This is a genomic window from Sporotomaculum syntrophicum (assembly GCF_009932395.1).
Taxonomy (GTDB): Bacteria; Bacillota; Desulfotomaculia; order Desulfotomaculales; family Desulfallaceae; genus Sporotomaculum; species Sporotomaculum syntrophicum.
In genome coordinates this window covers 259,262-282,562 of sequence record NZ_LSRS01000002.1, presented here as the reverse complement: position 1 = coordinate 282,562, position 23,301 = coordinate 259,262, and the positions used below count along the sequence as shown (strand labels likewise).

26 protein-coding genes are annotated in these 23,301 nt (G+C 47.5%); 1 reads left to right on the top strand and 25 read right to left on the bottom strand.

The genetic code is table 11. The features are described 5' to 3' along the window. Positions 1–268 precede the first annotated feature (268 nt). From SPSYN_RS03800 to SPSYN_RS03755, 10 genes are all read right to left on the bottom strand, one after another. Complete coding sequence (locus SPSYN_RS03800; RefSeq protein WP_161821172.1) at positions 269–679, bottom strand: F0F1 ATP synthase subunit epsilon; 411 nt, start codon at positions 677–679, stop codon at positions 269–271. A 2-nt stretch (positions 680–681) separates the two neighbouring features. Next, positions 682–2,106, bottom strand: coding sequence for a F0F1 ATP synthase subunit beta (gene atpD / locus SPSYN_RS03795; RefSeq protein ID WP_161821171.1), 1,425 nt, complete (start codon positions 2,104–2,106; stop codon positions 682–684). 173 nt (positions 2,107–2,279) lie between these two features. Next, positions 2,280–3,128 (bottom strand): ATP synthase F1 subunit gamma, encoded by an 849-nt coding sequence (gene atpG / locus SPSYN_RS03790; RefSeq protein WP_161821170.1) that lies wholly within the window; start codon positions 3,126–3,128, stop codon positions 2,280–2,282. A gap of 40 nt (positions 3,129–3,168) precedes the next feature. Further along, entirely contained in the window at positions 3,169–4,677 is a 1,509-nt protein-coding gene (atpA, locus tag SPSYN_RS03785) for a F0F1 ATP synthase subunit alpha (RefSeq protein ID WP_161821169.1), read from the bottom strand. A gap of 24 nt (positions 4,678–4,701) precedes the next feature. Then, the gene (atpH, locus tag SPSYN_RS03780; protein ID WP_161821168.1) at positions 4,702–5,244 is read right to left on the bottom strand and encodes an ATP synthase F1 subunit delta; all 543 of its coding nucleotides are present in this window, start codon (positions 5,242–5,244) and stop codon (positions 4,702–4,704) included. Next, positions 5,238–5,744 carry a F0F1 ATP synthase subunit B gene (atpF, locus tag SPSYN_RS03775; protein WP_161821167.1) on the bottom strand — a complete coding sequence of 169 codons (507 nt, stop codon included), beginning with the start codon at positions 5,742–5,744 and terminating at the stop codon, positions 5,238–5,240. The genes atpH and atpF overlap by 7 nt, the downstream gene beginning before the upstream one ends. A 122-nt stretch (positions 5,745–5,866) precedes the next feature. Continuing rightward, entirely contained in the window at positions 5,867–6,097 is a 231-nt protein-coding gene (gene atpE, locus SPSYN_RS03770) for a F0F1 ATP synthase subunit C (RefSeq protein WP_161821166.1), read from the bottom strand. A gap of 98 nt (positions 6,098–6,195) precedes the next feature. Beyond that, the gene (gene atpB, locus SPSYN_RS03765) at positions 6,196–6,948 is read right to left on the bottom strand and encodes a F0F1 ATP synthase subunit A (protein ID WP_161821165.1); all 753 of its coding nucleotides are present in this window, start codon (positions 6,946–6,948) and stop codon (positions 6,196–6,198) included. Between the two features lie 34 nt (positions 6,949–6,982). After that, entirely contained in the window at positions 6,983–7,420 is a 438-nt protein-coding gene (locus tag SPSYN_RS03760) for an ATP synthase subunit I (protein ID WP_161821164.1), read from the bottom strand. Between the two features lie 12 nt (positions 7,421–7,432). Continuing rightward, on the bottom strand, positions 7,433–7,657 hold the full coding sequence (locus SPSYN_RS03755; RefSeq protein ID WP_161821163.1) for an AtpZ/AtpI family protein: 225 nt from the start codon (positions 7,655–7,657) through the stop codon (positions 7,433–7,435). A gap of 433 nt (positions 7,658–8,090) precedes the next feature. Between SPSYN_RS03755 and SPSYN_RS03750 the strand changes: the two genes are divergently transcribed. Further along, positions 8,091–10,202 carry a sigma 54-interacting transcriptional regulator gene (locus SPSYN_RS03750; RefSeq protein ID WP_161821162.1) on the top strand — a complete coding sequence of 704 codons (2,112 nt, stop codon included), beginning with the start codon at positions 8,091–8,093 and terminating at the stop codon, positions 10,200–10,202. 280 nt (positions 10,203–10,482) lie between these two features. Here the strand turns inward: SPSYN_RS03750 and SPSYN_RS03745 are convergent, their stop codons facing one another. The 15 genes from SPSYN_RS03745 to SPSYN_RS03675 all read right to left on the bottom strand — a co-directional run bounded on the left by SPSYN_RS03745 (position 10,483) and on the right by SPSYN_RS03675 (position 23,263). Next, entirely contained in the window at positions 10,483–10,695 is a 213-nt protein-coding gene (locus SPSYN_RS03745; protein WP_161821161.1) for a biotin/lipoyl-containing protein, read from the bottom strand. A gap of 360 nt (positions 10,696–11,055) precedes the next feature. Then, positions 11,056–12,609, bottom strand: a complete 1,554-nt coding sequence (locus SPSYN_RS03740; RefSeq protein ID WP_161821160.1) for an acyl-CoA carboxylase subunit beta — start codon at positions 12,607–12,609, stop codon at positions 11,056–11,058. Positions 12,610–13,232: 623 nt separating this feature from the next. Further along, positions 13,233–14,390, bottom strand: coding sequence for an acyl-CoA dehydrogenase family protein (locus SPSYN_RS03735; RefSeq protein ID WP_161821159.1), 1,158 nt, complete (start codon positions 14,388–14,390; stop codon positions 13,233–13,235). A 324-nt stretch (positions 14,391–14,714) separates the two neighbouring features. Further along, positions 14,715–15,887 carry a non-hydrolyzing UDP-N-acetylglucosamine 2-epimerase gene (wecB, locus tag SPSYN_RS03730; RefSeq protein WP_161821158.1) on the bottom strand — a complete coding sequence of 391 codons (1,173 nt, stop codon included), beginning with the start codon at positions 15,885–15,887 and terminating at the stop codon, positions 14,715–14,717. Between the two features lie 79 nt (positions 15,888–15,966). Beyond that, positions 15,967–16,281 (bottom strand): MazG-like family protein, encoded by a 315-nt coding sequence (locus SPSYN_RS03725; protein WP_161821157.1) that lies wholly within the window; start codon positions 16,279–16,281, stop codon positions 15,967–15,969. Position 16,282: 1 nt separating this feature from the next. After that, positions 16,283–16,729, bottom strand: coding sequence for a deoxycytidylate deaminase (locus SPSYN_RS03720; RefSeq protein ID WP_161821156.1), 447 nt, complete (start codon positions 16,727–16,729; stop codon positions 16,283–16,285). Beyond that, positions 16,707–17,984: a serine hydroxymethyltransferase gene (locus SPSYN_RS03715; protein WP_161821155.1), complete on the bottom strand. Its 1,278-nt coding sequence runs from the start codon at positions 17,982–17,984 to the stop codon at positions 16,707–16,709. Before SPSYN_RS03715 ends, SPSYN_RS03720 begins: the two co-directional genes overlap by 23 nt. 45 nt (positions 17,985–18,029) lie before the next feature. Beyond that, positions 18,030–18,482, bottom strand: coding sequence for a ribose 5-phosphate isomerase B (rpiB, locus tag SPSYN_RS03710; protein WP_161821154.1), 453 nt, complete (start codon positions 18,480–18,482; stop codon positions 18,030–18,032). A gap of 149 nt (positions 18,483–18,631) precedes the next feature. Continuing rightward, entirely contained in the window at positions 18,632–19,108 is a 477-nt protein-coding gene (locus SPSYN_RS03705; protein ID WP_161821153.1) for a low molecular weight protein arginine phosphatase, read from the bottom strand. A gap of 19 nt (positions 19,109–19,127) precedes the next feature. Then, positions 19,128–19,673 (bottom strand): manganese efflux pump MntP, encoded by a 546-nt coding sequence (locus SPSYN_RS03700; protein ID WP_161821152.1) that lies wholly within the window; start codon positions 19,671–19,673, stop codon positions 19,128–19,130. Positions 19,674–19,756: 83 nt separating this feature from the next. Beyond that, complete coding sequence (locus tag SPSYN_RS03695; protein WP_161821151.1) at positions 19,757–20,833, bottom strand: L-threonylcarbamoyladenylate synthase; 1,077 nt, start codon at positions 20,831–20,833, stop codon at positions 19,757–19,759. 180 nt (positions 20,834–21,013) lie between these two features. Further along, positions 21,014–21,892: a peptide chain release factor N(5)-glutamine methyltransferase gene (gene prmC / locus SPSYN_RS03690; protein WP_161821150.1), complete on the bottom strand. Its 879-nt coding sequence runs from the start codon at positions 21,890–21,892 to the stop codon at positions 21,014–21,016. Position 21,893: 1 nt separating this feature from the next. Then, positions 21,894–22,961 carry a peptide chain release factor 1 gene (gene prfA, locus SPSYN_RS03685; protein WP_161821149.1) on the bottom strand — a complete coding sequence of 356 codons (1,068 nt, stop codon included), beginning with the start codon at positions 22,959–22,961 and terminating at the stop codon, positions 21,894–21,896. Continuing rightward, positions 22,951–23,124 (bottom strand): DUF1385 domain-containing protein, encoded by a 174-nt coding sequence (locus SPSYN_RS03680; protein WP_161821148.1) that lies wholly within the window; start codon positions 23,122–23,124, stop codon positions 22,951–22,953. The genes prfA and SPSYN_RS03680 overlap by 11 nt, the downstream gene beginning before the upstream one ends. Next, positions 23,102–23,263 (bottom strand): hypothetical protein, encoded by a 162-nt coding sequence (locus SPSYN_RS03675; RefSeq protein ID WP_161821147.1) that lies wholly within the window; start codon positions 23,261–23,263, stop codon positions 23,102–23,104. Before SPSYN_RS03675 ends, SPSYN_RS03680 begins: the two co-directional genes overlap by 23 nt. Positions 23,264–23,301 lie beyond the last annotated feature (38 nt).

The following is a 23,301-nucleotide window of genomic DNA, read 5'->3' as shown; positions in this document are numbered from 1 at the left end:
TATATATAAAACAAATTTCTGCTACCTATTGTTACCAATTAATGCACCGCACATACCCGAATCCTCGGTAGGCCAACTGATGTTTATTTAAGCTTTTTTATCAGTAACACCCGACACCAAGAGTGTCAATAATGGCAAAAAAAAGGTTGGGGATTACGGCTTTTGCCTAATTCCCAACCTTTTTAAATAAATTAATCTTGAATAATATAAGTTACGCGTAACGCATATACTTAACCTAATACCATTGCGGCAGTTTGTTTATAAAAGTTTAAGCCTGACCCGTTGCTCTGAGACGGTTGAGGGCTCTCTTCAGAGCGGCCTCTGCCCTTATCAAATCGATATCCGGGTCTTTGGCGGCCAGGCGCTGTTCGGCGCGTTCCTTGGCTGCTTTGGCGCGTTCGATATTAATTTGGTCTTCGCGCTCGGCAGCGTTGGCCAGAACGGTCACCTTGCTATTGCGCACCTCTGCAAAACCGCCGCTAACCGCTATTTTTAAGGTATTACCTTCGTTTTGCACACGCACCAGGCCGGTTTTTAATGCACTGACCAGCGGAGCATGTTCGGGTAAAACACCCAGTTCACCTTCAGCGCCGGGCAGCACCACAAATCTAATATCCTGGCTGTATACCCTTTCCTGGGGTGTAACAACTTCCAACCGCTGCAGTTTTTCTTCCGCCATGCTTATGCACCTTCTCCTGCCATACCTTTGGCCTTGGCTACTGCCTCCTCAATGGTGCCTACCATGTAGAACGCGTCCTCAGGCAGTTCATCATGCTTACCGTCAATGATCTCCCGGAAGCCACGAATACTGTCTTTCAGAGCTACATACGCTCCGGGAGACCCTGTAAACTGTTCAGCCACGTGGAATGGCTGAGAAAGGAAACGCTGCAGTTTCCTGGCCCGCGCCACTGTTAATTTATCCTCGTCTGATAATTCTTCCATACCAAGAATTGCGATAATATCTTGAAGTTCTTTGTAACGCTGCAGTACCAGCTGCACGCCACGGGCAGTTTCATAGTGCTCCTGGCCAATGATGATGGGATCCAAAATCCTGGACGTGGAGTCCAGCGGGTCCACAGCAGGGTAAATACCCAGTGAGGCAATCTCACGGGACAACACAACGGTGGCATCCAGGTGGGCAAAGGTTGTTGCCGGAGCGGGGTCGGTCAAGTCGTCAGCAGGCACGTAAACAGCCTGCACGGAAGTAACCGAACCATTTTTAGTGGAAGTAATCCGCTCCTGCATCTGGCCCATCTCTGTAGCCAGTGTCGGCTGGTAACCCACAGCGGAAGGCATCCGGCCCAAGAGAGCCGAAACCTCGGAACCGGCCTGGGTGAAACGGAAAATGTTATCAATGAACAGCAGCGTATCGGCGCCCTGCTCATCACGGAAATATTCGGCCATGCACAGACCGGTCAGGGCAACACGGAGTCGCACCCCGGGGGGCTCATTCATCTGGCCGAACACCATGGTGGTTTTCGGCATAACACCCGCATCAGTCATTTCGTAATACAGGTCGTTGCCTTCACGGGTACGCTCGCCCACGCCGGCAAACACTGATATACCGCCGTGCTGGCTGGCAATGTTATTAATAAGCTCCATAATAACAACGGTTTTACCCACACCGGCGCCACCGAACAAACCTACCTTGCCACCCTTAAGGAAGGGTACCATAAGGTCAATAACTTTAATACCGGTTTCCAACTGTTCCGTACTGCCGGCCTGGTCCACTAGTGCAGGAGCCGGCCGGTGAATGGGATATTCCTCTTCAATTTCAATATCACCTTTACCGTCAATAGGCCTACCCAGCACGTCCACCATGCGACCAAGCATCGGTTTACCTACGGGCACACTAATTGGTTTACCAAGGTCTTCGGCTTGCATGCCCCGCACTAAACCATCTGTGGTAGACATAGCTACGGCACGGACTATATTATTACCCAAGTGCTGGGCAACTTCCAAGGTGAGATCAATTTTTTTACCAAATACGTCTTCTTTTTCGCTGGTTATTCTAACAGCGTTATATATATCAGGTACCTGGCCGGGCGGGAAACGGATGTCCACCACCACGCCAATGACCTGAACAACTTCACCTACGTTAGCCATTAACTATCCGTACCTGGTTCTTGAAACCTCAGATAACTATATTATTAAGGTTTCGCTCCCGCCGACTAACGGGAGGCAGTTTTCGCCTGGCCATCACACCAAAAGCGTGTAAACTGCAAGAAACAGGTTCTTGCACCTCCTTTAATAGCTGGTTACTTAAGCCATCCCGTAATTTACTCCAGAGCGGCAGCGCCGCCGACAATCTCGGAAATTTCCTTGGTAATGGCAGCCTGACGGGCAAGGTTCATAGAAAGCGTTAGCCTGTCAATCATATCTGAAGCATTCTTAGTGGCATTATCCATAGCCGTCATCTGAGCGCTGTAGAAACCAGCATTAGTTTCCAGCAATGACTGGAACAGTGCATTTTGTATATACATGGGCAGTATGCTATCCATGATCGTTTCTGCATCAGGCTCAAAAATATAATCAACTTTCTTTTCGTCGGCTTCCCCTTCCGGGGGCTCAACAGGCAGAATCTTCTGCACTACGGGTCTTTGAACTAGCACGTTTACAAACCGGCTGTAAATCAAATAAACCTCATCATATTCTTCGGCCGCGTATTTGTCGATGACAAACCTGGCAACTTCATTGGTCAGACTGATGTCAGCTTTTGCTGTGCCAATATATTGCTGAGCAATGTTGTACCCACGGCGGCGGTAGAAGTCTCTGCCTTTACGGCCGATAGTAATAAGATCAGCGTCCGGGTGCTTTTTAATTTCCTGAACACCCATTTTAATAACGTTGGCGTTAAAGCCTCCACACAGGCCGCGGTCCGCAGTTACAATAATATAAGCAACCTTTTGCGGCTCGCGTACGGCAAGTAGTGGATGTTTCATGCCTACGGAAGCAGAGCCCACCCTGCCCAGAACATCTCGCACCCGCCGTGCGAAGGGCCTGGCAGCCAGCACACTATCCTGGGCACGCCGCATTTTTGCTGCAGCCACCGCCTTCATGGCTTTGGTGATCTTTTGGGTACTGCTAATACTTTTAATACGACGCTTCAGGTCGCGCAAACTCGCCATTTACTGTTTCACCACCTCGCTAAAGCATTCGCCGGGTACTTTATTTAATAAAGCTTTCTTTAAATTCCTTGATAGCGGCCTTAAGTTTTTCTTCCAGGTCCTTAGTAATTTCTTGTTTTTCAGTCAACCCTTTGCGTATATCGGCCTTGCTGGTTTTGATAAATTTTAGTAGTCCTGCTTCAAAGGGTAAAACCTGATCTAACGGCATGTCGTCATAAAAGCCGTTGGCGCCGGCAAAAATGGCGATAACCTGATCTTCAACATCCATCGGCACATACTGGCCTTGTTTAAGTATTTCCACCATGCGTTCACCACGAGTTAGTCGAGCCTGGGTAGATTTATCCAAATCAGAACCAAACTGGGCGAATGCGGCTAATTCACGATACTGAGCCAGGTCCAAACGCAGAGTACCGGCAACTTGTTTCATAGCTTTAATCTGAGCGGCACCACCCACGCGAGATACAGATATACCCACGTTAATAGCGGGACGGATACCGGCGTAAAACAGGTCGGTCTCCAGGTAGATCTGGCCGTCGGTAATAGATATGACGTTTGTAGGAATATAGGCCGAAACGTCGCCGGCCTGGGTCTCAATAATGGGCAGAGCAGTCATGGAACCGGCACCCCGTTCATCACTAAGCTTGCAGGCACGTTCCAGCAAGCGGGAGTGCAGGTTAAAAACATCACCGGGGTATGCTTCACGTCCGGGCGGACGACGGAGCAGCAGGGAAAGTTCACGGTAGGCCGCAGCTTGTTTGGTGAGGTCGTCGTAAACAATCAGCACGTGCCTGCCCTGCTCCATAAATTCTTCACCTATGGCAGCGCCGGCAAAGGGAGCGATATACAATAGCGGCGCCGGCTGGGACGCGGTGGCGGATACAATAATACTATAATCCATAGCCCCGGTGTCCTTCAGTCTCTGATACACATTAGCCACTGTAGAATTCTTTTGACCAATAGCTACATAAATACAAATAACGTCCTTGCCTTTTTGGTTAATAATCGCATCTACCGCGATAGCAGTTTTACCGGTCTGGCGGTCGCCAAGAATCAATTCCCGCTGGCCGCGGCCTATGGGAACCATGGAATCAATAGCTTTAAGTCCTGTTGCCATTGGCTCGTGCACTGATTTTCTTTCAATAACGCCGGGAGCGATACGCTCTACCGGACGGAATTTATCGGTATTAATGGGGCCCAGACCGTCTAATGGCTGACCTAGTGAGTTAACCACACGGCCAATCATGGCGTCACCTACGGGCACGGAGATAATTCGGCCGGTACGTTTAACGGTGTCGCCTTCTTTAATGTGGGTGTAGGGTCCCATGAGCACGCAACCAATATTGTCCTCTTCCAGGTTCAGCGCCATGCCCATTGTACCGCCGGGGAATTCCAGCAGCTCACTGGCCATACATTCTTCCAGGCCATAGACCCTGGCAATACCATCACCCACCTGAATGACTGTGCCAACGTCACTGACCTCAATTTCGGCTTTATATTTTTCAATTTGCTGCCGAATGATCGCGCTGATCTCTTCTGGTCGCAAATTCATCTAGTGTTTCACCCCTATCCACTGTTAACTTATTTGTCTGAGGTGCTCGCGCAGGGTTTGCAAGCGGGTGCGCACGCTACCGTCGATGACTTTGTCACCAACACGGACCACTACTCCGCCCAGCAATTCCTGATCGACATTAAAAGTAAGCTTGACTTTTTTGCCGGTGCTTTTAGCCATCGCAGCGTCCATGTTTTTCTTTTCCTCTTCAGTTAGTTCAACCGCCGAGGTTACCTGAATATCGCTTATGTTGCGGGCTTTATTGGCTAATCCCGTAAAGTATTCCGCAATATCTGCCAGGAACAGTTCACGCTGGCGATCCAACACAAAGCCAAGAAAACTCATCATAATTTCAGAAATATGGTCTTTAAATAAACTAGCCAGCACTTCTTTTTTCTCGTTGGCAGTAATCCGGGGATGCAAAACTACTTTCTTGAGTGGCTCAGATTCATTAAGCACCTTGTTTACAGCCAATAATTCAGATTCCAGCTGGTCAACAAGATTTTCCCGCACCGCAATTTCATAAAGAGCCTCGGCATAGCGTCCGGCTACAGCTCCTCTTAGCATGGCAGATCCCCTGCCTCTTTAATGAACTCATCTATCATGCTGCGCTGTATATCGGCAGTCATTTTTTCGCTAACAATCTTGCCGGCCACCAGAATAGACAGAGTAGCTACTTGGTCACGCAATTCTGCAACAGCCTTTTCCTTCTCCCTGTTTATATCCTGCAAAGCAGATTCTTTAATACGGTTGGATTCCGCTTTGGCCGCCTCGATAATCTCATGGGCCTGTTCCTCAGCGACCTTACCGGCTTTCTGAATGATGCTTTGAGCTTCGTTTTTAGCCTTTTGCAATTCATCCAAATACTGCTGGCGAAGTGCCTCCGCTTGTTTTCTATCCTCTTCGGCGGCGGCTACATTATTAGCAATAAATTCTTGCCTATTTTCCAGTATTCTGACGATATGCGGATATACAACAACGCGAAGGAAGATGAGTAACATAATAAAGTTAAAAACTTGCGCCACCAATGTAGTATTGAGGTTTAAAACCTGAACAATGGCATCCAAAAAATTACCCTCCTTCCTCTGGCCCGTGGACAAAAGGAAGGCGATAGCAGGTTAAGCAAGTTTTTAGACAAAACCTGCTATTTCGCCTTTCGCCACAGAATTCTTAAGAATGATAAGACCCATTACATTTTACCCATCAAAATGAAAGCGATAACAACAGCGATAATGGGGAGTGCCTCGATCAAACCTACAGAGATGAACATCAAGGTCATCAGGCTACCTTTAAGTTCAGGTTGACGAGCGGTAGCTTCTACGGTTTTACCGGTTACAAGACCGTCACCAATACCGGCGCCGATAGAAGCCAAACCAACGGCCAGAGCAGTACCGATTGCTGCAGCGGCTGCTAAATCCATATTTTTCGCCTCCTTTCATCCAAATTTTAAAAACATAAATTATGGTGGCATATCTCTAATTTATTATTGAGATATCCGCTAGTTAAATAACAACTGCGCTAATGATGTTCGGCTGTTACCTGGGAGATATAGGCGATGGTCAGCATGGTAAAAATAAACGCTTGAATGCAGCTAACAAAAATACTAAATGATAACCATATCACCGATGCCAGGAATCCGCCGAAAATAGTGGCCGTCAGAGGGATTAGCCCCAGCAACACTGCAATAAGCACCTCACCGGCGTAAATATTACCGTAAAGACGGAAAGCCAGCGTTAATGGTTTGGATAACTCTTCAATAAGGGTAATGGGCAGGAAAAATACAAATGGTTCAAAGAAGTGCTTAAAATAACCACCCCTACGATAGTATAAGCCCAACACCTGGACCAGGATAAAGACAAACAGCGCCATACCCAGCGTGGTATTTACATCCGCCGTTGGCGACATCATGGTGGGGATAAGACCCCAGAGGTTACTAAATAGGAGGAAAATAAAAATGCTGAATAAAAGACACATCAAACTGGCACCTTTTTTGGGATCCAGGTTTTCATAGGCTAGACCTCGCAAAAACTGAAACATTTCCTCGACCATTAATTGTAACTTGCCCGGCCTTTTCAACTGCATGTTACGGGTGGCGGCAACCGTAAAGATAATGATTAACGCCATAACGACCCAGGTCATGATCAGTGTTTTTAGGTTTACTGCCCCGAACCCCAAATTCACTGCTTCATGGGGAAAGCCCCACACGTTTAGATTTTCGTGCACTAAGGCTAGCATGTCTTGACTAGCTTCGTGACCCGCGGCTTCAGACAACTCTTTCTCACCCCTTTCCCTTTAAATTTTATTCTTATATTTTATCAACGGCATCACGTGGAGCCGTATAATAACGATACAGTGCTAGATTGGCGTCAAGCACGGTAATTACGGTGGGCACCAAAAGCCCGGCTCCCACACCATATATGCTTAAAAAATCCACCCGGCTGGCCAGAGCGATAATACCAACAATCAGCGCCATGCGGGGATAAAAGCCGGCCCGCATAAATGCCTTGGCCTTTTGTTGACTTATATCCGTCTGCGTCATCAATTCAATGAGCATGTTCATTCTTCTTACCAATAATATACAGCTAATTATGCCAAATATACCACCGATGATAAAACCCAGTATTAACGGATCCCCTGGATTAATGATCAACCCCGGCAAAGTCAAAAGTATAATAACGCCCATGATACCGGTTGTACGTTTCAATTGCTCATCTATATTGCGTATGGGTGCCGGTTTATACAACCTCATCCCCTCCTATTTAAAAAAACGCTGCATGGTACGAATAATACCCAAAATGCCAATAGCCACGCCTGTCAGAACACCAGCCACTAAAAATGCGGGGTCTGTACCTAGCTTATCATCCAGTATTTTACCGCCATAAAAACCCAGCAGAGTTGTAACAGCTAACTCGGTGCCAATGGTGGCGGTCACAGCTATGGCCACCATTGCTACGTTTTTTTTGTTCTTCTGTTCTTCCACTTTAAACCTCTATTACACGACAAAAATTTCATTTGAATTATATTTTATGCTATTCATTTTACAGCTTATGTAATGAGTAGACTTCTACATAAATAAATGTATTCCTTCAGAAGTTCTGCATTTTTTATAAATTTATAATTTATTAAACCCTTTAATTTATTATAAAAATATACTCAATTTATTTTGTTATATAAAATAAAGACAAAGTAAAAATTTAAAATTTTTAATAAATTTATCTCTGCATATAATGTAAAATTTTATTTAATGCACTCACTAATTGTCGCTACACAGAATAAGCTTACTCCAAAAAATATTATTACCTACCCTGCTAGCTTCGCCTTCTTAAGGTATTTATATTGTAAATAAGCACTAAATATAATAATATAACACTGTTAAGCTAAAGTTTAACAGGTAAGACAGAGGCGGTGTTAATATGTTGGTGCAGGATATCATGATCCCCTGTAATATAACTGTCCAGCCGGGGCAAACCGCCCTTGAAGCCTGGAGGATTATCAAAGAGACACAGCTCATTGGCCTTCCTGTCACAGATCGGCAAGGAGTAATCATCGGAATCGTATCCCGCAATGAAATAATTAATTGCGGTCCCATAGTGCTTGAGGAAAGTATAAAAGTTCAGGATATTATGCAGCAAGAGGTCTATGTTCTTAAAGAGGAGGCACCTGTTTCTGATGCCTGGACTTTGCCGGCAAATGTTTTTCCAGTGGTGGACAACAGCGGGGTTGTTACAGGGATTCTGGACCGTTCCGACGTGGGACATGCACTTTTTAAAGTAGCCAGCCAGATGTTTCAGCAAATTGAAACCATCATGGATTCGGCCCATAATGGTATTGTTTCCATTGATAAAGACGGCATTATCAGTACATTTAATTTAGCAGCAGAACGTATAACCCATCGTAAAAAAAGTGAGGCTTTGGGAAAGCATCTCTCGGAGGTTATCATCCCCCGTGGCCTATTAGATATTTTAGAAAACGGCAACTACCAATCTCATTATAAATTTTCTGTAGAGTACTCCTCAGGTACACACATTTACCTTACTAACCGCAGTCCCATTATTGAAAATGGCCAGATAGTGGGAGCCATTGGCGTTTTTCAGGATATTTCGGAATTCGAATTTATTTCTGAGGAGTTAAGCTCAGTTAAACAATTAAACAAAGAACTTGAAGCTATTATTGAGTCGTCTTATGACGGGATTATTATAACTGACCGCAACGGTCAAATTATCCGTGCCAATAAGGCTCACGAACGCATAACAGGCATTCCGGCAGAATCCATACAAAACATGACCATGGCAGATTTAACCGCCAAGGGTGTTTATTCACAGTCGGTAGTTGATGCCGTGATTGCACAAAATGGTACCGTTACCTTATCCGAGCTCACCTCTAACCATAGTCAACTGCTAGTAACCGGCAACCCGGTACGCAATCTAAAGGGTGAAATTGTGCGGGTAGTAATCAATACCAGAGATATGTCGGATTTAAACAATTTAAAAAATCAGCTGGAAGAAAGCATTGCCTTAAGCGAACGATATCACGGGGAGTTAACTCAGCTGCGCAGCAAATTAATTGACCAGCCGGGCTTAATCGTTAAGTCCATTCAAATGAAACAAGTTGTGGAAGTGGCTCTGCGTCTTGCTCAGGTTAATTCCACGGTGCTGCTGCTGGGTGAGTCCGGCGTGGGCAAGGAAGTTGTGGCCAAAGTCATCCATAAACACAGTAAGCGGAGCAATGGTGCATTTATCACTGTTAATTGCGGTGCAATACCTGAAAACTTGATTGAATCGGAGATGTTTGGTTATGAGAGGGGCGCGTTTACGGGAGCCAACCGGGAAGGCAAGCCCGGAATGTTTGAGCTGGCGGACAACGGCACCTTATTTCTGGATGAAATCGGTGATTTACCGCTGCATTTTCAAGTAAAACTGCTCCGGGCGCTGCAGGAAAGAGAAATTACCCGTATCGGCGGCACCAAGCCTATTCCGGTAAACGTGCGCATTATCACAGCGACTAATCAACATCTGGAGGAATTGGTTCAGGACGGTAAATTCCGGGAGGATTTGTACTTCCGGCTCAACGTTGTCCCAATTACCATACCGCCTTTACGAGAGAGAAAAGATGATATTATCCCTCTCGTCTACAACTTTAAAAAACATTTTGAAAAAGTGTACGGTATGAAAAAAGAATTTTCCCACCAGGTTTTTAAGGAACTAATGGAATATCAGTGGCCGGGGAATGTGCGGGAAATAAAGAATGTCGTAGAACGCTTGCTGGTCACTTCCACTGAACCGGTAATCAAGTCCGTGGCTATCCCGCTTAATAATACAACGCCCCAGCGCCAGGAAACGAATAAAGTCACCGTACAGGGCATCCTCCCTTTAAAAACGGCTCAGCTGGAGATGGAACGACAGCTTATTGGCTACGCTTTAAAAGAGCTGGGCAGCACCTACAAAGCAGCCAAAGCACTGCAGGTGGACCAGTCAACGATTGTGCGCAAGGTAAACCGGCTCAAAAACAACGGTATGTCACTCTAACGAAGGTTTAAATATAAGTGTTGATATTAAAACAACGGATTGCTGTATACAGCAATCCGTTTGTTATTGGCACATTTAACAGTTAACTACCCATGCTTTAAACCAACCTGCTTAATCTTGTGTTTATACTTGTTTTATCCGGAACTAATTATACGTCAATGGCATCTATATCGGGTTCCACAGCTGCGTGAGCAGGTAGTTTTATGCAGTTCGACCTCTGTGCCCGTATTATTATGGCTTACCGCATACCCATAGGTAAGAAGAAATTATTAACAATGACCTACTTAAGAGTTACCAGAACAGTATCAGTATTTACTACATCACCGGAGCCTACGTTTACTTCGGCCACTTCACCACTGCTTGGTGCATATACTTTAAATAGCATTTTCATAGCTTCCAGGGTAACCAGTACGTCATTCTTTTTAACTTGGGCTCCTACTTTTGCATCTACCGAAAGCACTTTTCCGACCATGGGAGCATTAACTTGTACCATTTTTACTTACCACCTGATAATTATCCGTTTTGTTTTTGCCCTTGTTTTGTAACCTGCCTGGTGCCCACCAATACCAATACTCTACACAGCAGAATGGACGCCGCAGGCAATGCAAAAACATTTTTCCAGACAGAGCCGCTAAATAAGCCCCTACCCCGGTCAACTATATTTATAAATTCCTACACATAGGAAATGCTCATTTTCAAGCTGGGACAGCTAATCAAACCAATTCTGGAATTGTTTATTAGATAAACTGTGCCGACTATCTTGTTGGCAATTTTAATGCACTATAGCCGGCACAGCTTATTTTATGCTACAATAACAACCCTTGTCGGACAAGGTTTGCTAATGCTTTTCGAATTACATGTTAATGTTGGAGTATTTTCTCCAGGGTCTGGCTGGATTCTTGTTTTCTAACATAGCCAGCGAAGCGCAGATTTTCTTTCTGGTTTCCGAAGGAAGAATGACATCATCCACATAGCCACGGGCTGCTGCGTGGTATGGATTCTCGAAGGTATCGCTGTATTCTTTCTCCCGCTCTGCTTGTTTTGCAGCCGGGTCTTCAGCATTTCTGATTTCCTTGGCAAAAATCACGCTGGCAGCGGTTTTGGCGCCCACGATGGTGAGGGTAGCTTCCGGCCATGCATAAACAATGTCGGCACCGGTATCTTTACAGCACATCCCCAGATAAGCACCCGCAAAGGATTTGCGCATCATGATGGATACCTTAGGAACAGTAGCATCAATGTACGCATACAGCATCTTGGCACCGTGGCGAAGGATTCCTTTGTGCTCCTGATCGGGGCCGATCATGTAAGCCGGTGTGTCATGGAGATTGACCAGCGGGATGTTAAACAGGTCGCAGAACCGCACAAACCGGGCTATCTTGTCAGAAGTATCACAATCAATAACAGCACCCATCCAGTTCGGCTGAGCAGCTACGATACCGGTGCTCCGGCCGTCAAAACGAGCAAAGCCGATAATTGCGTTTTTAGCATAGTCTTCCATAATTTCAAAGAACTCGCCATTATCAACGATTTTATTGATAACATCGTGCATATCGTAAGGCATGAAGGTCTCTTCGGGGATAAATCCATCCAGCTCAGGTACTAAGCGGTTAGGATCATCGCCGGTATCCTTCCGGGCCGGTTTTTCCATGTTGTTCTGGGGCAGGTAGTCAAGCAGTTTCTTGGCCAGGTCAAGGCAGTCCTTATCGTCGCCGCCCACAATGTGCGTACAACCAGACTTAACGGCATGGGCTTGCACGCCGCACAGATCTTCCAAGCTGATTTCAATACCAAGCTGAGCTTTAACAAAGGCCGGGCCGGCAATGCCCATATAACCGTGGTTGCGGCTCTGGATAACGAAGTCCTGCATAACAGGGTGGTAAGCCTGTCCGCCAAGGCAGGGACCCAGCAGCAGTGCAATCTGCGGGATAATACCGGAAGCCAGGTTCTGGGATCTGAACAACCAGGCATAAGCTTCCAGAGTGTCCATACCTTCCTGCAATCTGGCTCCGCCGGAGTCATTCAAACCAAAGAAAGGAATACCCATTTCCTTAGCCATGTCGATAGCGTTGGCAAATTTTTTACCGTGATATTCACCAAAAGTACCTGCCATAGCAGTATAGTCTTCTGCGCCAACCATGACCATACGGCCATTGACAGTACCATAACCACAGACAACGCCTTCAGCGGGAACTTTCTTTTTGTCCATACCAAACTCAGTGGTACGGTGTTTTACAAAAGTGCCGATTTCAGTGAATGTGCCGGGATCAAAGAAATACTCGATTCTTTCTCTGGCAGTCAGCTTGCCTTCTTTGTGCTGCTTAGCAACGGCTGCCTCGCCGCCCTGTTCCATAATTTCTGCTCTTCTGCGTAGAAAATCCTGATACTTTGCACTTAATTCTGCCATTTAATGGTCCTCCTCATATTTAACTTGGCTGTTTGGTTTATATTGCACAATACAGCCTAATATCATACTAAAAATTTAGTCTAGTAATAATTGGTTGAAACGCTTTTGACAATATATTTAACAGGCCCTCAACCGAGTGCAACCCCGGCAGCCGACCCTCTAAATATTGCCGGACCTCCTTTCCAAAATATGAATTAAAAAGCACAATACCGTAAATTAGGGTTCGAATACCATAACTTATTCAACACGCAATAAGCATGCCAGAATTAATCTATTGCAGTACATTTTCGTCAAACCGTGCCCAAGCTATTCAAACAACTCCGCAGATTTCAAAAATATTCCTTTTATTGCTGAAGCATAGTACTGCAAGAATGCATTAGTAATGCATTCTTGCAAATATTAACCTAAATCTCTTAATTTATTAACTTTATTACAATGCGATTTTGCATAACCATTATTTTTCTTGCAATACATGAAACACGTTACATTTCACCAGTCTGGATAGAGAAAAAGCCACTTATTTATGCTCGTAGTCACGCTCATAAATAAGTGGCATTACTTTAACAAAAGTGTTAAAAAATTTATCTTTGTTATTTCAATTAATCATTATAAAGTCTTTAGTTCTAGCGGTTAGGTGCGAAACCAAGTTCAATGTTGGCAATAATCTGCTGGTGCATGTTCGAGGTTCCTTCAAGGGTTTCAAACTGCTTGGAATCGCGGAGCCACCGGCCGCAAGGATATTCATCGGAATAGCCGTAGGAGCCGTAAATCTTCATAGCCAGGTTGGCACCATGAACAGCTGCCTGGCAACCGGCTAATTTAGCAGTGGAAACCGCTTGCTGGCTGGGCAGGCCATTGTCTTTTAACCATGCGGCGCGCATGCAAAGCTGCTTTGCGGCTTCATCTTCGATAATCATTTCAGCAATCTGCGCCTGAATCATCTGGTGTTTGCCGATGGGTACACCAAACTGCATACGTTCAGTGGCATACTGAACAGCGCCATCCAAACAGGCTCTGGAAAGGGCGGCAGCACCGGTAGCACATCCCATACGGGTATTGTTTAACTGCCACATGCAGATGAAGAAGCCCTTGTTTAATTCGCCCAGAAGATTTTCTTTGGGAACAACGGCGTTTTCAAAAATCAGTTCCGAAGTCGGAGCAGCCCACATACCAACTTTATCGTGAATGGGAATTCTTTCAACGCCAGGGGTATTGTTATAGTCAATTATAAAGCAGGAAATACCTTTGTTGCCTTTGCCTTTATCGGTAACAGCATAAAGTAATCCTACATCGCAAGTGTGCCCACCGGAGATCCAGGTCTTGGTACCATTGATCAGCCAGTGGTCGCCCTTGTCAACGGCGTTGGTTTTCATGCTGGCTACGTCGGAACCGGTGTTCGGCTCGGTAATGGCAAAGCTGCCTACTAATGAACCTTCTAACAGTCCAGGGATAAATTTTTCTTTTTGTTCTTGAGTACCGTATTCATTAATGGTCATGGCCGGACCCCAGTTGTTACCACTGATAGCCAGTCTCCAGGAAGTATGAACCTTGGCTATTTCATACAGTGCAATACAGCCTTCCTGCCAACCCATGCCGTTTCCACCTAATTCTTCCGGCAGAGTCCATCCCAGCAGACCCAGCTCGCCCATTTTAGTTAAGATTTCTCTGCGATAATAATGGTTTTTTTCGTCTTCTTCAACGTAAGGAGCAATTTCTTTTTCAGCAAAATTGCGAGCCATATCCTGCACCATTTGTTGTTCGTCAGTTAAACCAAAATCCATTAATTTTTCCCTCCTAATTATTAATATACTGCAATGGTGATATTAAAAGCCACCAAAAAACATCTGAGTTTATAAGTGCAAAAGCTGTGCCATCATTATTAATGAATTATATAATTGTTTATAATTCATTAATAAATTATTTATTCAATCTACAATACATGGTATCTGTGAACTTTTTCTTAATATCCTTAATCATTATAAGCTAAAAAGCGGACAAGATCAACAACCTTCTTGTTTAGCAATTCTTCAATTTAATTCAATAAATAATTCTGCTGTTTTGTAATACCAACAATGATTAAGTTATCCACAACCAAAGATTATTATTTATAGTGCAAACTCCTGGGGTCGGCTGTCAGTTAGCTTAAAGGCATGCTTAATAGCCTGTACGATCCGCCCGGAGGCCATACCATCACCGTAAGGATTAACTGCCTCAGCCATAGCCCGGTAGTAAGCTGCGTCATTGAGCAGGCGCTCGGTCTCCGCCAGCACAACAGCGCGGTCAGTACCTACAAGGCGCACGGTGCCGGCATCCACAGCTTCGGGACGCTCAGTGGTATTGCGCAGCACCAGTACGGGCTTGCCCAACGAGGGCGCTTCCTCCTGCATACCTCCGGAGTCAGTGAGCACCAGGTGGCAGCGGGCCATTAAATTAACAAAAGGTTCGTAGTCCATGGGCTCAATTAAATTCACCTGCTGAGAATCCCCCAGTACCTGCTGTACTACCTGGCGCACAGCGGGATTTTTATGCACCGGGAAGATAACCCGTACATCGGGATGATTCTGTATAACATCCCTCAGAGCAAGGTAAATATCCCGCATCGGATCACCTAAATTTTCCCGGCGGTGAGTTGTCATTAGGATCAGGCGGTGTTTAGTAAAATCCAGTTCCCTGAGCAGCGGCTCATTGAACTGGTAATCATTGCGCACTGTGGCCAACAGGGCATCAATAACGGTGTTGCCGGTAACATAAACCCGCTTCGGGTCTACCCCTTCCCTCAGCAAGTTATTCCTGGCACCGGTGGTGGGAGCAAAGTGCAGATCACATAACGACCCGGCCAGACGCCTGTTCATTTCCTCGGGGTACGGGGAATATTTGTTACCGGTACGCAATCCTGCTTCCACATGCCCAACCGGTACTTGCAGGTAATAAGATGCCAGGGCAGCTACAAAAGTGGTGGTAGTATCACCGTGCACCAACACTAAATCCGGTTTTTCGGCCTCCAATACTCCCTGCAGCCCGGCCAAAGCCCGCCCGGTAATATCAAATAAAGTCTGGCCGGCTCGCATGATATTTAAGTCATGGTCAGGGACAATATCAAACAGCTGCAGTACCTGATCCAGCATTTCCCGGTGCTGGGCTGTTACCGCCACCCGGCACACCAGCCGGTCATCTGCTTTAAGCAACCGCACCAGGGGCGCCATCTTAATAGCCTCGGGCCTGGTACCAAAGACAACTAATATTTTGGGGTCAGGCTTTAACTTCCATAAACTAACCATATTAAGTCCTACCACTTCTCAGGCTGGCAGCATGTTATTCCGCCATATTTTTATAACCTGGATGGAGTTTTAGACTTGCCTACTTATCCACCAGGTATCCTTTACGCATTAGCTTGGCCATATGCTCATCAAGGGCTTTATCAATGTTGACACCATAATTTTCTTCAAGCACGAACATCATAGAAACAGCTGTTTGAGCTACATCCAGCAATTCATCGGTAATGCACGCCATTACTTCGCTTTCTTCAAGTTCAGAGCGTTCTCCGCTCATGCCGCGGAATTTACCGATCGCCTGGGCCAGTTCCCCCGCTTCTTCCATTAATTTAAGGGCAGTGGACTCCATGGAGGGAGTTAAATTATTAAGTTTTGGCAGGGCAATTATTTTTTTTTTCATTTTAAACCTCGTACCGTGCCAGCTCGATACCCGACTCCTCAAATACAGCCAAAGACAGCCGGTCGGGGTAATCACCGCGGTATACTACCTTGGCAATGCGGGCGTTGGCTATCATCTTGGCGCAGAGTATGCAGGGCTGGTGGGTTACATAAAAGATTCCTCCAGCAATGGGAATGCCATGAACAGCTGCCTGCAATATAGCGTTTTGCTCAGCATGCAACCCCCGGCACAACTCATGCCGCTCGCCGGAAGGTATGCCCTGCTGTTCCCGCATACATCCTGTTTCCAGGCAATGGCGCATACCAGCTGGGGCACCGTTATATCCGGTGGCTAAAATGCGGTTATCCAATACGATAATCGCCCCTACCTGGCGGCGCAAGCAAGTGGAACGCCGGGACACCACTCCGGTTATTTCCATGAAATAATCATCCCAGGCGGGACGCTGCATAAATGCCACCTTCTTCATAGATAGGAAACCGGCGGCATAAGTCGGCAGCCATCTCCCTGGCCTGGGCCCGGCGTCCGGCATCATCGCCAAAGCTTAGCGCTAGATGAATTATTTCTGCTATTTCAACCATTTCGGCTTCTTTTAAACCACGGGTGGTTACAGCAGGGGTGCCAATCCGGATCCCGCTGGTTACAAGCGGCTTCTGCGGGTCAAAGGGAATGGCGTTTTTGTTAACCGTGACTCCCACTTCATCCAATGTTTGTTCCGCTTCCCGGCCGGTGAGATGTTTGTTGCGCAAATCAACCAGCATCATGTGATTGTCGGTACCACCGGAAATCAGCTCAAAACCGCGCTCGGAAAGGGCTTCGGCCAGAACCCTGGCGTTATTAACAATCTGCTGCTGGTATTCTTTAAAGCCAGGCTGCAGCGCTTCGCCAAAGGCCACCGCCTTGGCTGCAATCACATGCATTAACGGGCCACCCTGGATACCTGGGAAAACGGCCTTGTCCACTTTTGCGCCGTATTTTTCCTTACAAAGAATCATACCGCCCCGGGGGCCACGCAATGTTTTATGGGTGGTGGTGGTAACCACATCGGCACAGGGCACAGGGCTGTTATGCAAACCCGCTGCCACCAGGCCGGCGATATGGGCCATGTCCACCAGCAAATAAGCACCCACAGCTTCAGCAATTTCAGCCATGCGGGTAAAATCTATTTCCCGGGGATAAGCGCTGGCCCCGGCAACTATCATTTTAGCTTTGCTTTCAGATGCAATATCCATAACCTTGTCGTAATTAATCCGGCCGGTATCTGGTTCAACACCATATGATGCCACATTAAAATAATGGCCGGAAATGTTTAGCGGGCTGCCATGTGTCAGGTGCCCGCCGTGGGCCAGGCTCATTCCTAAAATAGTATCACCCGGTTCAAGCAGGGCATAATAAGAAGCCGTATTGGCCTGTGAGCCGGAATGGGGCTGCACATTAACGTGTTCAGCATTAAAAATTATTTTGGCCCTTTCAATAGCTAACGCCTCAGCTACATCTACAGCGGCGCAGCCCCCGTAATAACGCTTCCCGGGCAAACCTTCGGCATATTTGTTGGTAAGCACGGTACCCTGGGCTTCCATAACGGCTCGGCTGACAATATTTTCTGAAGCAATCAGTTCCAGGGTATTACGCTGCCTGTTCAGCTCCTGTGTTACGACCTGAAAAATTTCTGGATCCACTTCGGCAAGCGGGCTGTTAAAACTCATAAAATATCCTCCTAAACTTAGCAAACTATGTATCACCGGCAAACTCTAACGGAAGCAGGCATCTCTTTCCATAGCCGCAATTTTCTCCAATCTCTGTGTATGCCTTCCCCCGGCAAATTTTGCATTTAACCATGCCGCCACGATATCTCGGGCTAGCCCAGTGCCAATAACGCGCTCCCCCAAGGTTATAATGTTGGCCATATTATGTTCTCCTGCCATGCGGGCGGAAAAGGTATCATGACAAAGCGCGGCTCTAATGCCGGCTACTTTATTGGCGGCTATACTCACCCCAATACCTGTACCACAACAGAGAATTCCCCGCTCGAATTTTCCTGCAGCAACGGCCTCCGCCACCGCCCGGGCAAAATCAGGATAATCCACCGAATCAGTGGAATATGTACCAAAATCATGATAGTCAATGCCCTGTTCTTTTAAATAGTTAATAATTTCCGTTTTTAACCTGAACCCTCCATGATCACTACCAATAGCCACCTGCAATAGCTACACTTCCTTATGATGGTTCTACAAAAGACCGCCTTAACTAAGAAATATTCTACAATTATACCCGGTTTCCTCTATTACTCAGCCAAAATGAATTATTTTCACCAGTAATCAAAAAAGCTCTCAGCTAACGAAGCATAAAACGTTTAGGTTAGGCTTAACCCCTGGATAAACCGCCGCAGCATGGCCCGTGACAGCTTGTCCAACTCTTCGGCTACGCTCCGGTATACTGCTAAGCCGGCTCCAAAGGGATCCGGTATATCTTTGCCGGAGCCGGCATACTCGGCCAGAGTGAAAATTTTATTTGCATCACCTGGCATGAGACGTTTTAAATGGTCCCGGTGAGCACGGGTCATAGTTAGTACTAAAACAGCACTCTCAATGTCTTCCGGACCTACCCGGGCTGACTTATGCCGGCTCAGGTCAAGACCCATCTCCTTTAATACACAAACCGCCTGGCATGAAGCACCTCCATTGGACAAGGCTGCAAGCCCTGCAGAGGCAAACTCTATGTCCCGGTACTCCGGGTAAAGTTCTGTTAACGCCCGCCGGGCCAGTTCTTCAGCCATGGGGCTGCGGCAGGTATTACCGGTACAGACAAAAAGTATCTTTTTTTTGGCCACCGACATCACCTCCCAGCCATCAGGATAAAACCATGTATATTCCAATCACGATTAATAGTATACCGCCAACCAGCACAGCCCGCTTACCTACCCTGTCACCTACAAAACGGCCCAGAAGTAAACCGGCAGCTGTCATAACTCCGGCCACGGCGCCAATAACTCCGGCAGTAAGGAGTAAATTAACCTGCCTGGTGCCCAGGGAAAAACCCACACTCAAGGCATCCATACTAACACTGGCGGCCAGTAAAAACAACCCCAGGTTATTTACCAGCACAACCTTGGGATTAGCGGCATCACCGCTCTTTAGCTCTGAAAGAATCATTTTTGCGCCTAAATATATCAGCAGCAGGGCGCCTGCAATACCGGCGGCCCGTCCTGCCAGGGCGCCCGCTAATTCGCCGGCATACCAGCCCAGCAGAGGCATAACAATATGAAATACCAGTACCGTTAGGCTAATCACCAATACCTGGCGGCGGGTTACGCCGGCTAGTCCCAGGCCAAGGCACATGGAAAAAGCATCGGTGCCCAGGGCTACAGCCAGCGCCAGCAATGTGAGTAACTCCAAAGCATTTCCTCCAACTATTTTGTTTGCCGTAGCAGTTTGTTATATATTTATGCACCTGAAGTTAATTTTATCTGCTTTTGGCACTATATAGTAACCACATGCCCTCCCGCAGCCCGGCGCAGCCTGTTCTCCACCGCCATCCCCAGCCCGTCAGGGGTTATTCCTTCGGCAAGGATCACTTCCACCCCCAGGTGATCAAACCGGCGCAGCGATGCATACAAAGAAGCAGCAACCGTACGGGGATCGGAGCGCTTGCCGGCCACGACCACGCTATAGCCCTGTCCATCATACAATGACGCTGTTTCACAATAAGTAAAAATACCTACCTTGCGGCCATCCGCAGCCATACGCATCGCTTCATTTAATACGCCGGCTGCCACCCTGCCGGGATCATAGCCCTCAAAGAGTACCAGTGGAGCCCGAGGAGCATAGTGAGTATACTTCATGCCCGGTGACCGGGGACGGTCACCGGCTAAAGCCACGTCGTCAACCTCCGGGGCAATCTTAACTTCGCCAAGCACGGCTTCCAAATCCCGCTGAATTATGCCGCCGGGTCGCAAAATAACCGGTCTATCGCCGGAAATATCCAGCACCGTCGATTCAACGCCCAGGCCGGCAGGTCCACCATCCAGCACCAGCGCAATCTTACCTGATAAATCATCCAGCACATGGGCCGCAATAGTGGGGCTTGGCCGACCCGAAACATTCGCGCTGGGGGCAGCCACCGGCACCCCCGCCGCTCGTATTAAAGCCAATGCTACAGGATGGGCGGGCACCCGTACCGCCACGGTATCAAGCCCGCCGGTAACCACCGGGGGAAAAGCATGGCTGCACCGCAGAACCAGCGTCAAAGGGCCCGGCCAAAAACGTGCAGCCAACTGCGCCAAAACCGGCGGAAATTGGTCGATATACCGTTCCAGAGACTTTGGACTGTCAGTATGTACGATTAATGGATTATCTGCGGGCCTCCCCTTGGCCGCAAAAATACTAGCTACGGCGTGAGCATTCAGTGCATTGGCGCCAAGGCCATATACAGTTTCAGTGGGAAAAGCCACCAGTTCCCCCTTCCGTAGCAAGGCACCAGCCTCCTGAATAATGGCGGCATTCGGCTGCCCGGGTTCCACTACCAGGTGACGCGTTTTATTAGCTGCTCTTTCCACAATAAATCCTTTCCTGCGATATTGCTCAACTGCTATGGCTAATAAACACAACGTGATCAGTGTGTACATTCACTGGACTAGTATACCACAAAGGATCAGGCGATAAAAGAACGCGAGAGTATACCAAACTTCTGTCTCAAGTTCCAAAAATACAACCGCTGCCAAATTAACTAGTTGTTGCTAATCAGGTAAATGCTCTGATTGTTTGAAGCCACAGATAAGCCGCGGTCTACCGGACAGGTCCTGATATGCGCCGGCCAGCCAGTGGGGCGGGGATAGTAAAGCCAAGGCCTGCTCAGCCTGCTCCGGGCTAATTTCCATAAGTAGCTGCCCGCCGGGAGAAAGCCAGGTTTCCGCCTGTGGTATAAGTCGACGATATACATCCAATCCATCAGAACCGCCATCCAAAGCCAGTGCAGGCTCATAATTACGCACATCCCGGGGTAGTCCCGCCATAGCATTACTGGGTATATATGGCAGGTTAGCCGTAATTACGGTTACTGAGCCGGGGGCGAGCACCCCTTGCAAGGGTGCCAGCAGATCACCCCGGTGAAAAACAACCTCTATACCATGGCGCAGGGCATTGGCCCGGGCTATCTCCAAGGCTTGGGGTGATATATCAATAGCATGTACCACAGTACCCGCCGGTGCCATATTAGCAAGGCTTACGGCTATTGCACCACTTCCTGTACCAACATCAACTGCCAGCCGCTGACCTGGCCAAGTAGCCAGTATGGCAAGAGCTTTTTCCACCAGTAGTTCAGTTTCCGGTCGGGGTATTAAAACATGGGGCCCAACTGCAAAGTCAAGCCCCATGAATTCTTTATGACCCGTAAGATAAGCTACAGGCTCACCGCACGCCCGGCGTTCCAGTAGCGCCTGGTATATTCGCTCGCTATCCGCATTAAGCACCAGGCTCGCTTCCCGGTAAAGGTACACACGATCCCGGCCCAGCACATGAGCCAACAGCACCTCGGCATCCAAACGCGGCGAAAAGGCTCCTTTGTCGCGTAAGTATTTAGCTGCCTGGAGCAGTCTTTCCCTCACGGTAAGACCCATATCAATCTACCTGCTGCAGACGCTCAGCCTGGTCAGTTGTAATTAACGCGTCCACTATTTCCTGTAAATTGCCCGTCAACACTTCTTGTAACCGGTGCAGGGTCAGCCCAATCCGGTGGTCAGTGACCCTGTTTTGAGGGAAATTATAGGTACGGATTCGTTCGCTCCGGTCGCCCGAGCCCACCTGGGATTTACGTGCACTGGCCATTTGCTGCTGTTGTTCAAACTGGGCCTGGTCCAGCAGCCTGGCCCGCAATACCTTCATGGCTTTATCTTTATTCTTCAGTTGGGATTTTTCATCCTGACAAGAAACAACTAAGCCGGTGGGGATGTGGGTAATTCGAACCGCCGATTGGGTAGTGTTTACCGATTGCCCGCCGGGGCCTGTAGAACAAAAAACGTCAATGCGCAAATCATTGGGGTTTATATCCACTTCGACTTCTTCGGCCTCGGGCAGTACCGCTACCGTGGCAGCAGAGGTATGGATACGCCCGCCCGACTCGGTGGTCGGCACACGCTGGACCCGGTGTACGCCACTCTCAAATTTAAGTTGGCTATATGCTCCCTTGCCTTCAATAAGAAAAACTATTTCCTTAATTCCACCAATATCGGTAAAGTGGGAATCCAATATCTCGGTGCGCCACCCCTTTAGTTCGGCAAAACGGGTATACATACGAAACAGATCAGAGCCAAACAAGGCTGCCTCTTCTCCGCCGGTACCAGCCCGAATCTCCATAATCACGTTTTTGTCATCATTAGGATCCTTGGGCAGCAGCAGTATCTTGAGACGTCTTTCGATTTCTTGTTTTTTATCGGCAAGTTCTTCCTGTTCCAGCTCGACCATCTGCCGCATATCATTATCCAGCTTTTCACTGAGCATCTGTCCAACATCCTCAAGTTCGGACAGAACTTTTTTATAATCGCGGTATACCGCAACCACATCACTGAGATCGGAATGGGATTTTACATACTGCTGCCAACGGCCCTGGTCTTCCATTACCTTTGGATCCGCGATTAATTGGCTTAATTCTTCATATTTGTTTTCCAGGCTTTCCAGCTTATCTAACACTGACCTCACCTCTATTTTCACTAAGCACTGCCTTAAAGGCAGTCATAGCCACTTCCACCATATCATCATCCGGTTCCGCAGTGGTCAACCCTTGCACCCATCTACCGGGCATGGCCATCAGGCGTAAAAAAAAGTTATCTTCATACCTGGCTGCAGCTTTCAAACAGCTCGTGGGAGATGCCCGCTACCACCGGCAAAAGCCTCCTCCTCTTCCGCCTAGCCTGGTTGGCTGAAAAAGAAAGCGCTTGCAGGCCAATACTAGTGACTCCAACAGAATCACCACACCTCGCACCATTGGCCATTTAAGCGATTCTCATATAGATAAAATAAAAGCAGAGCA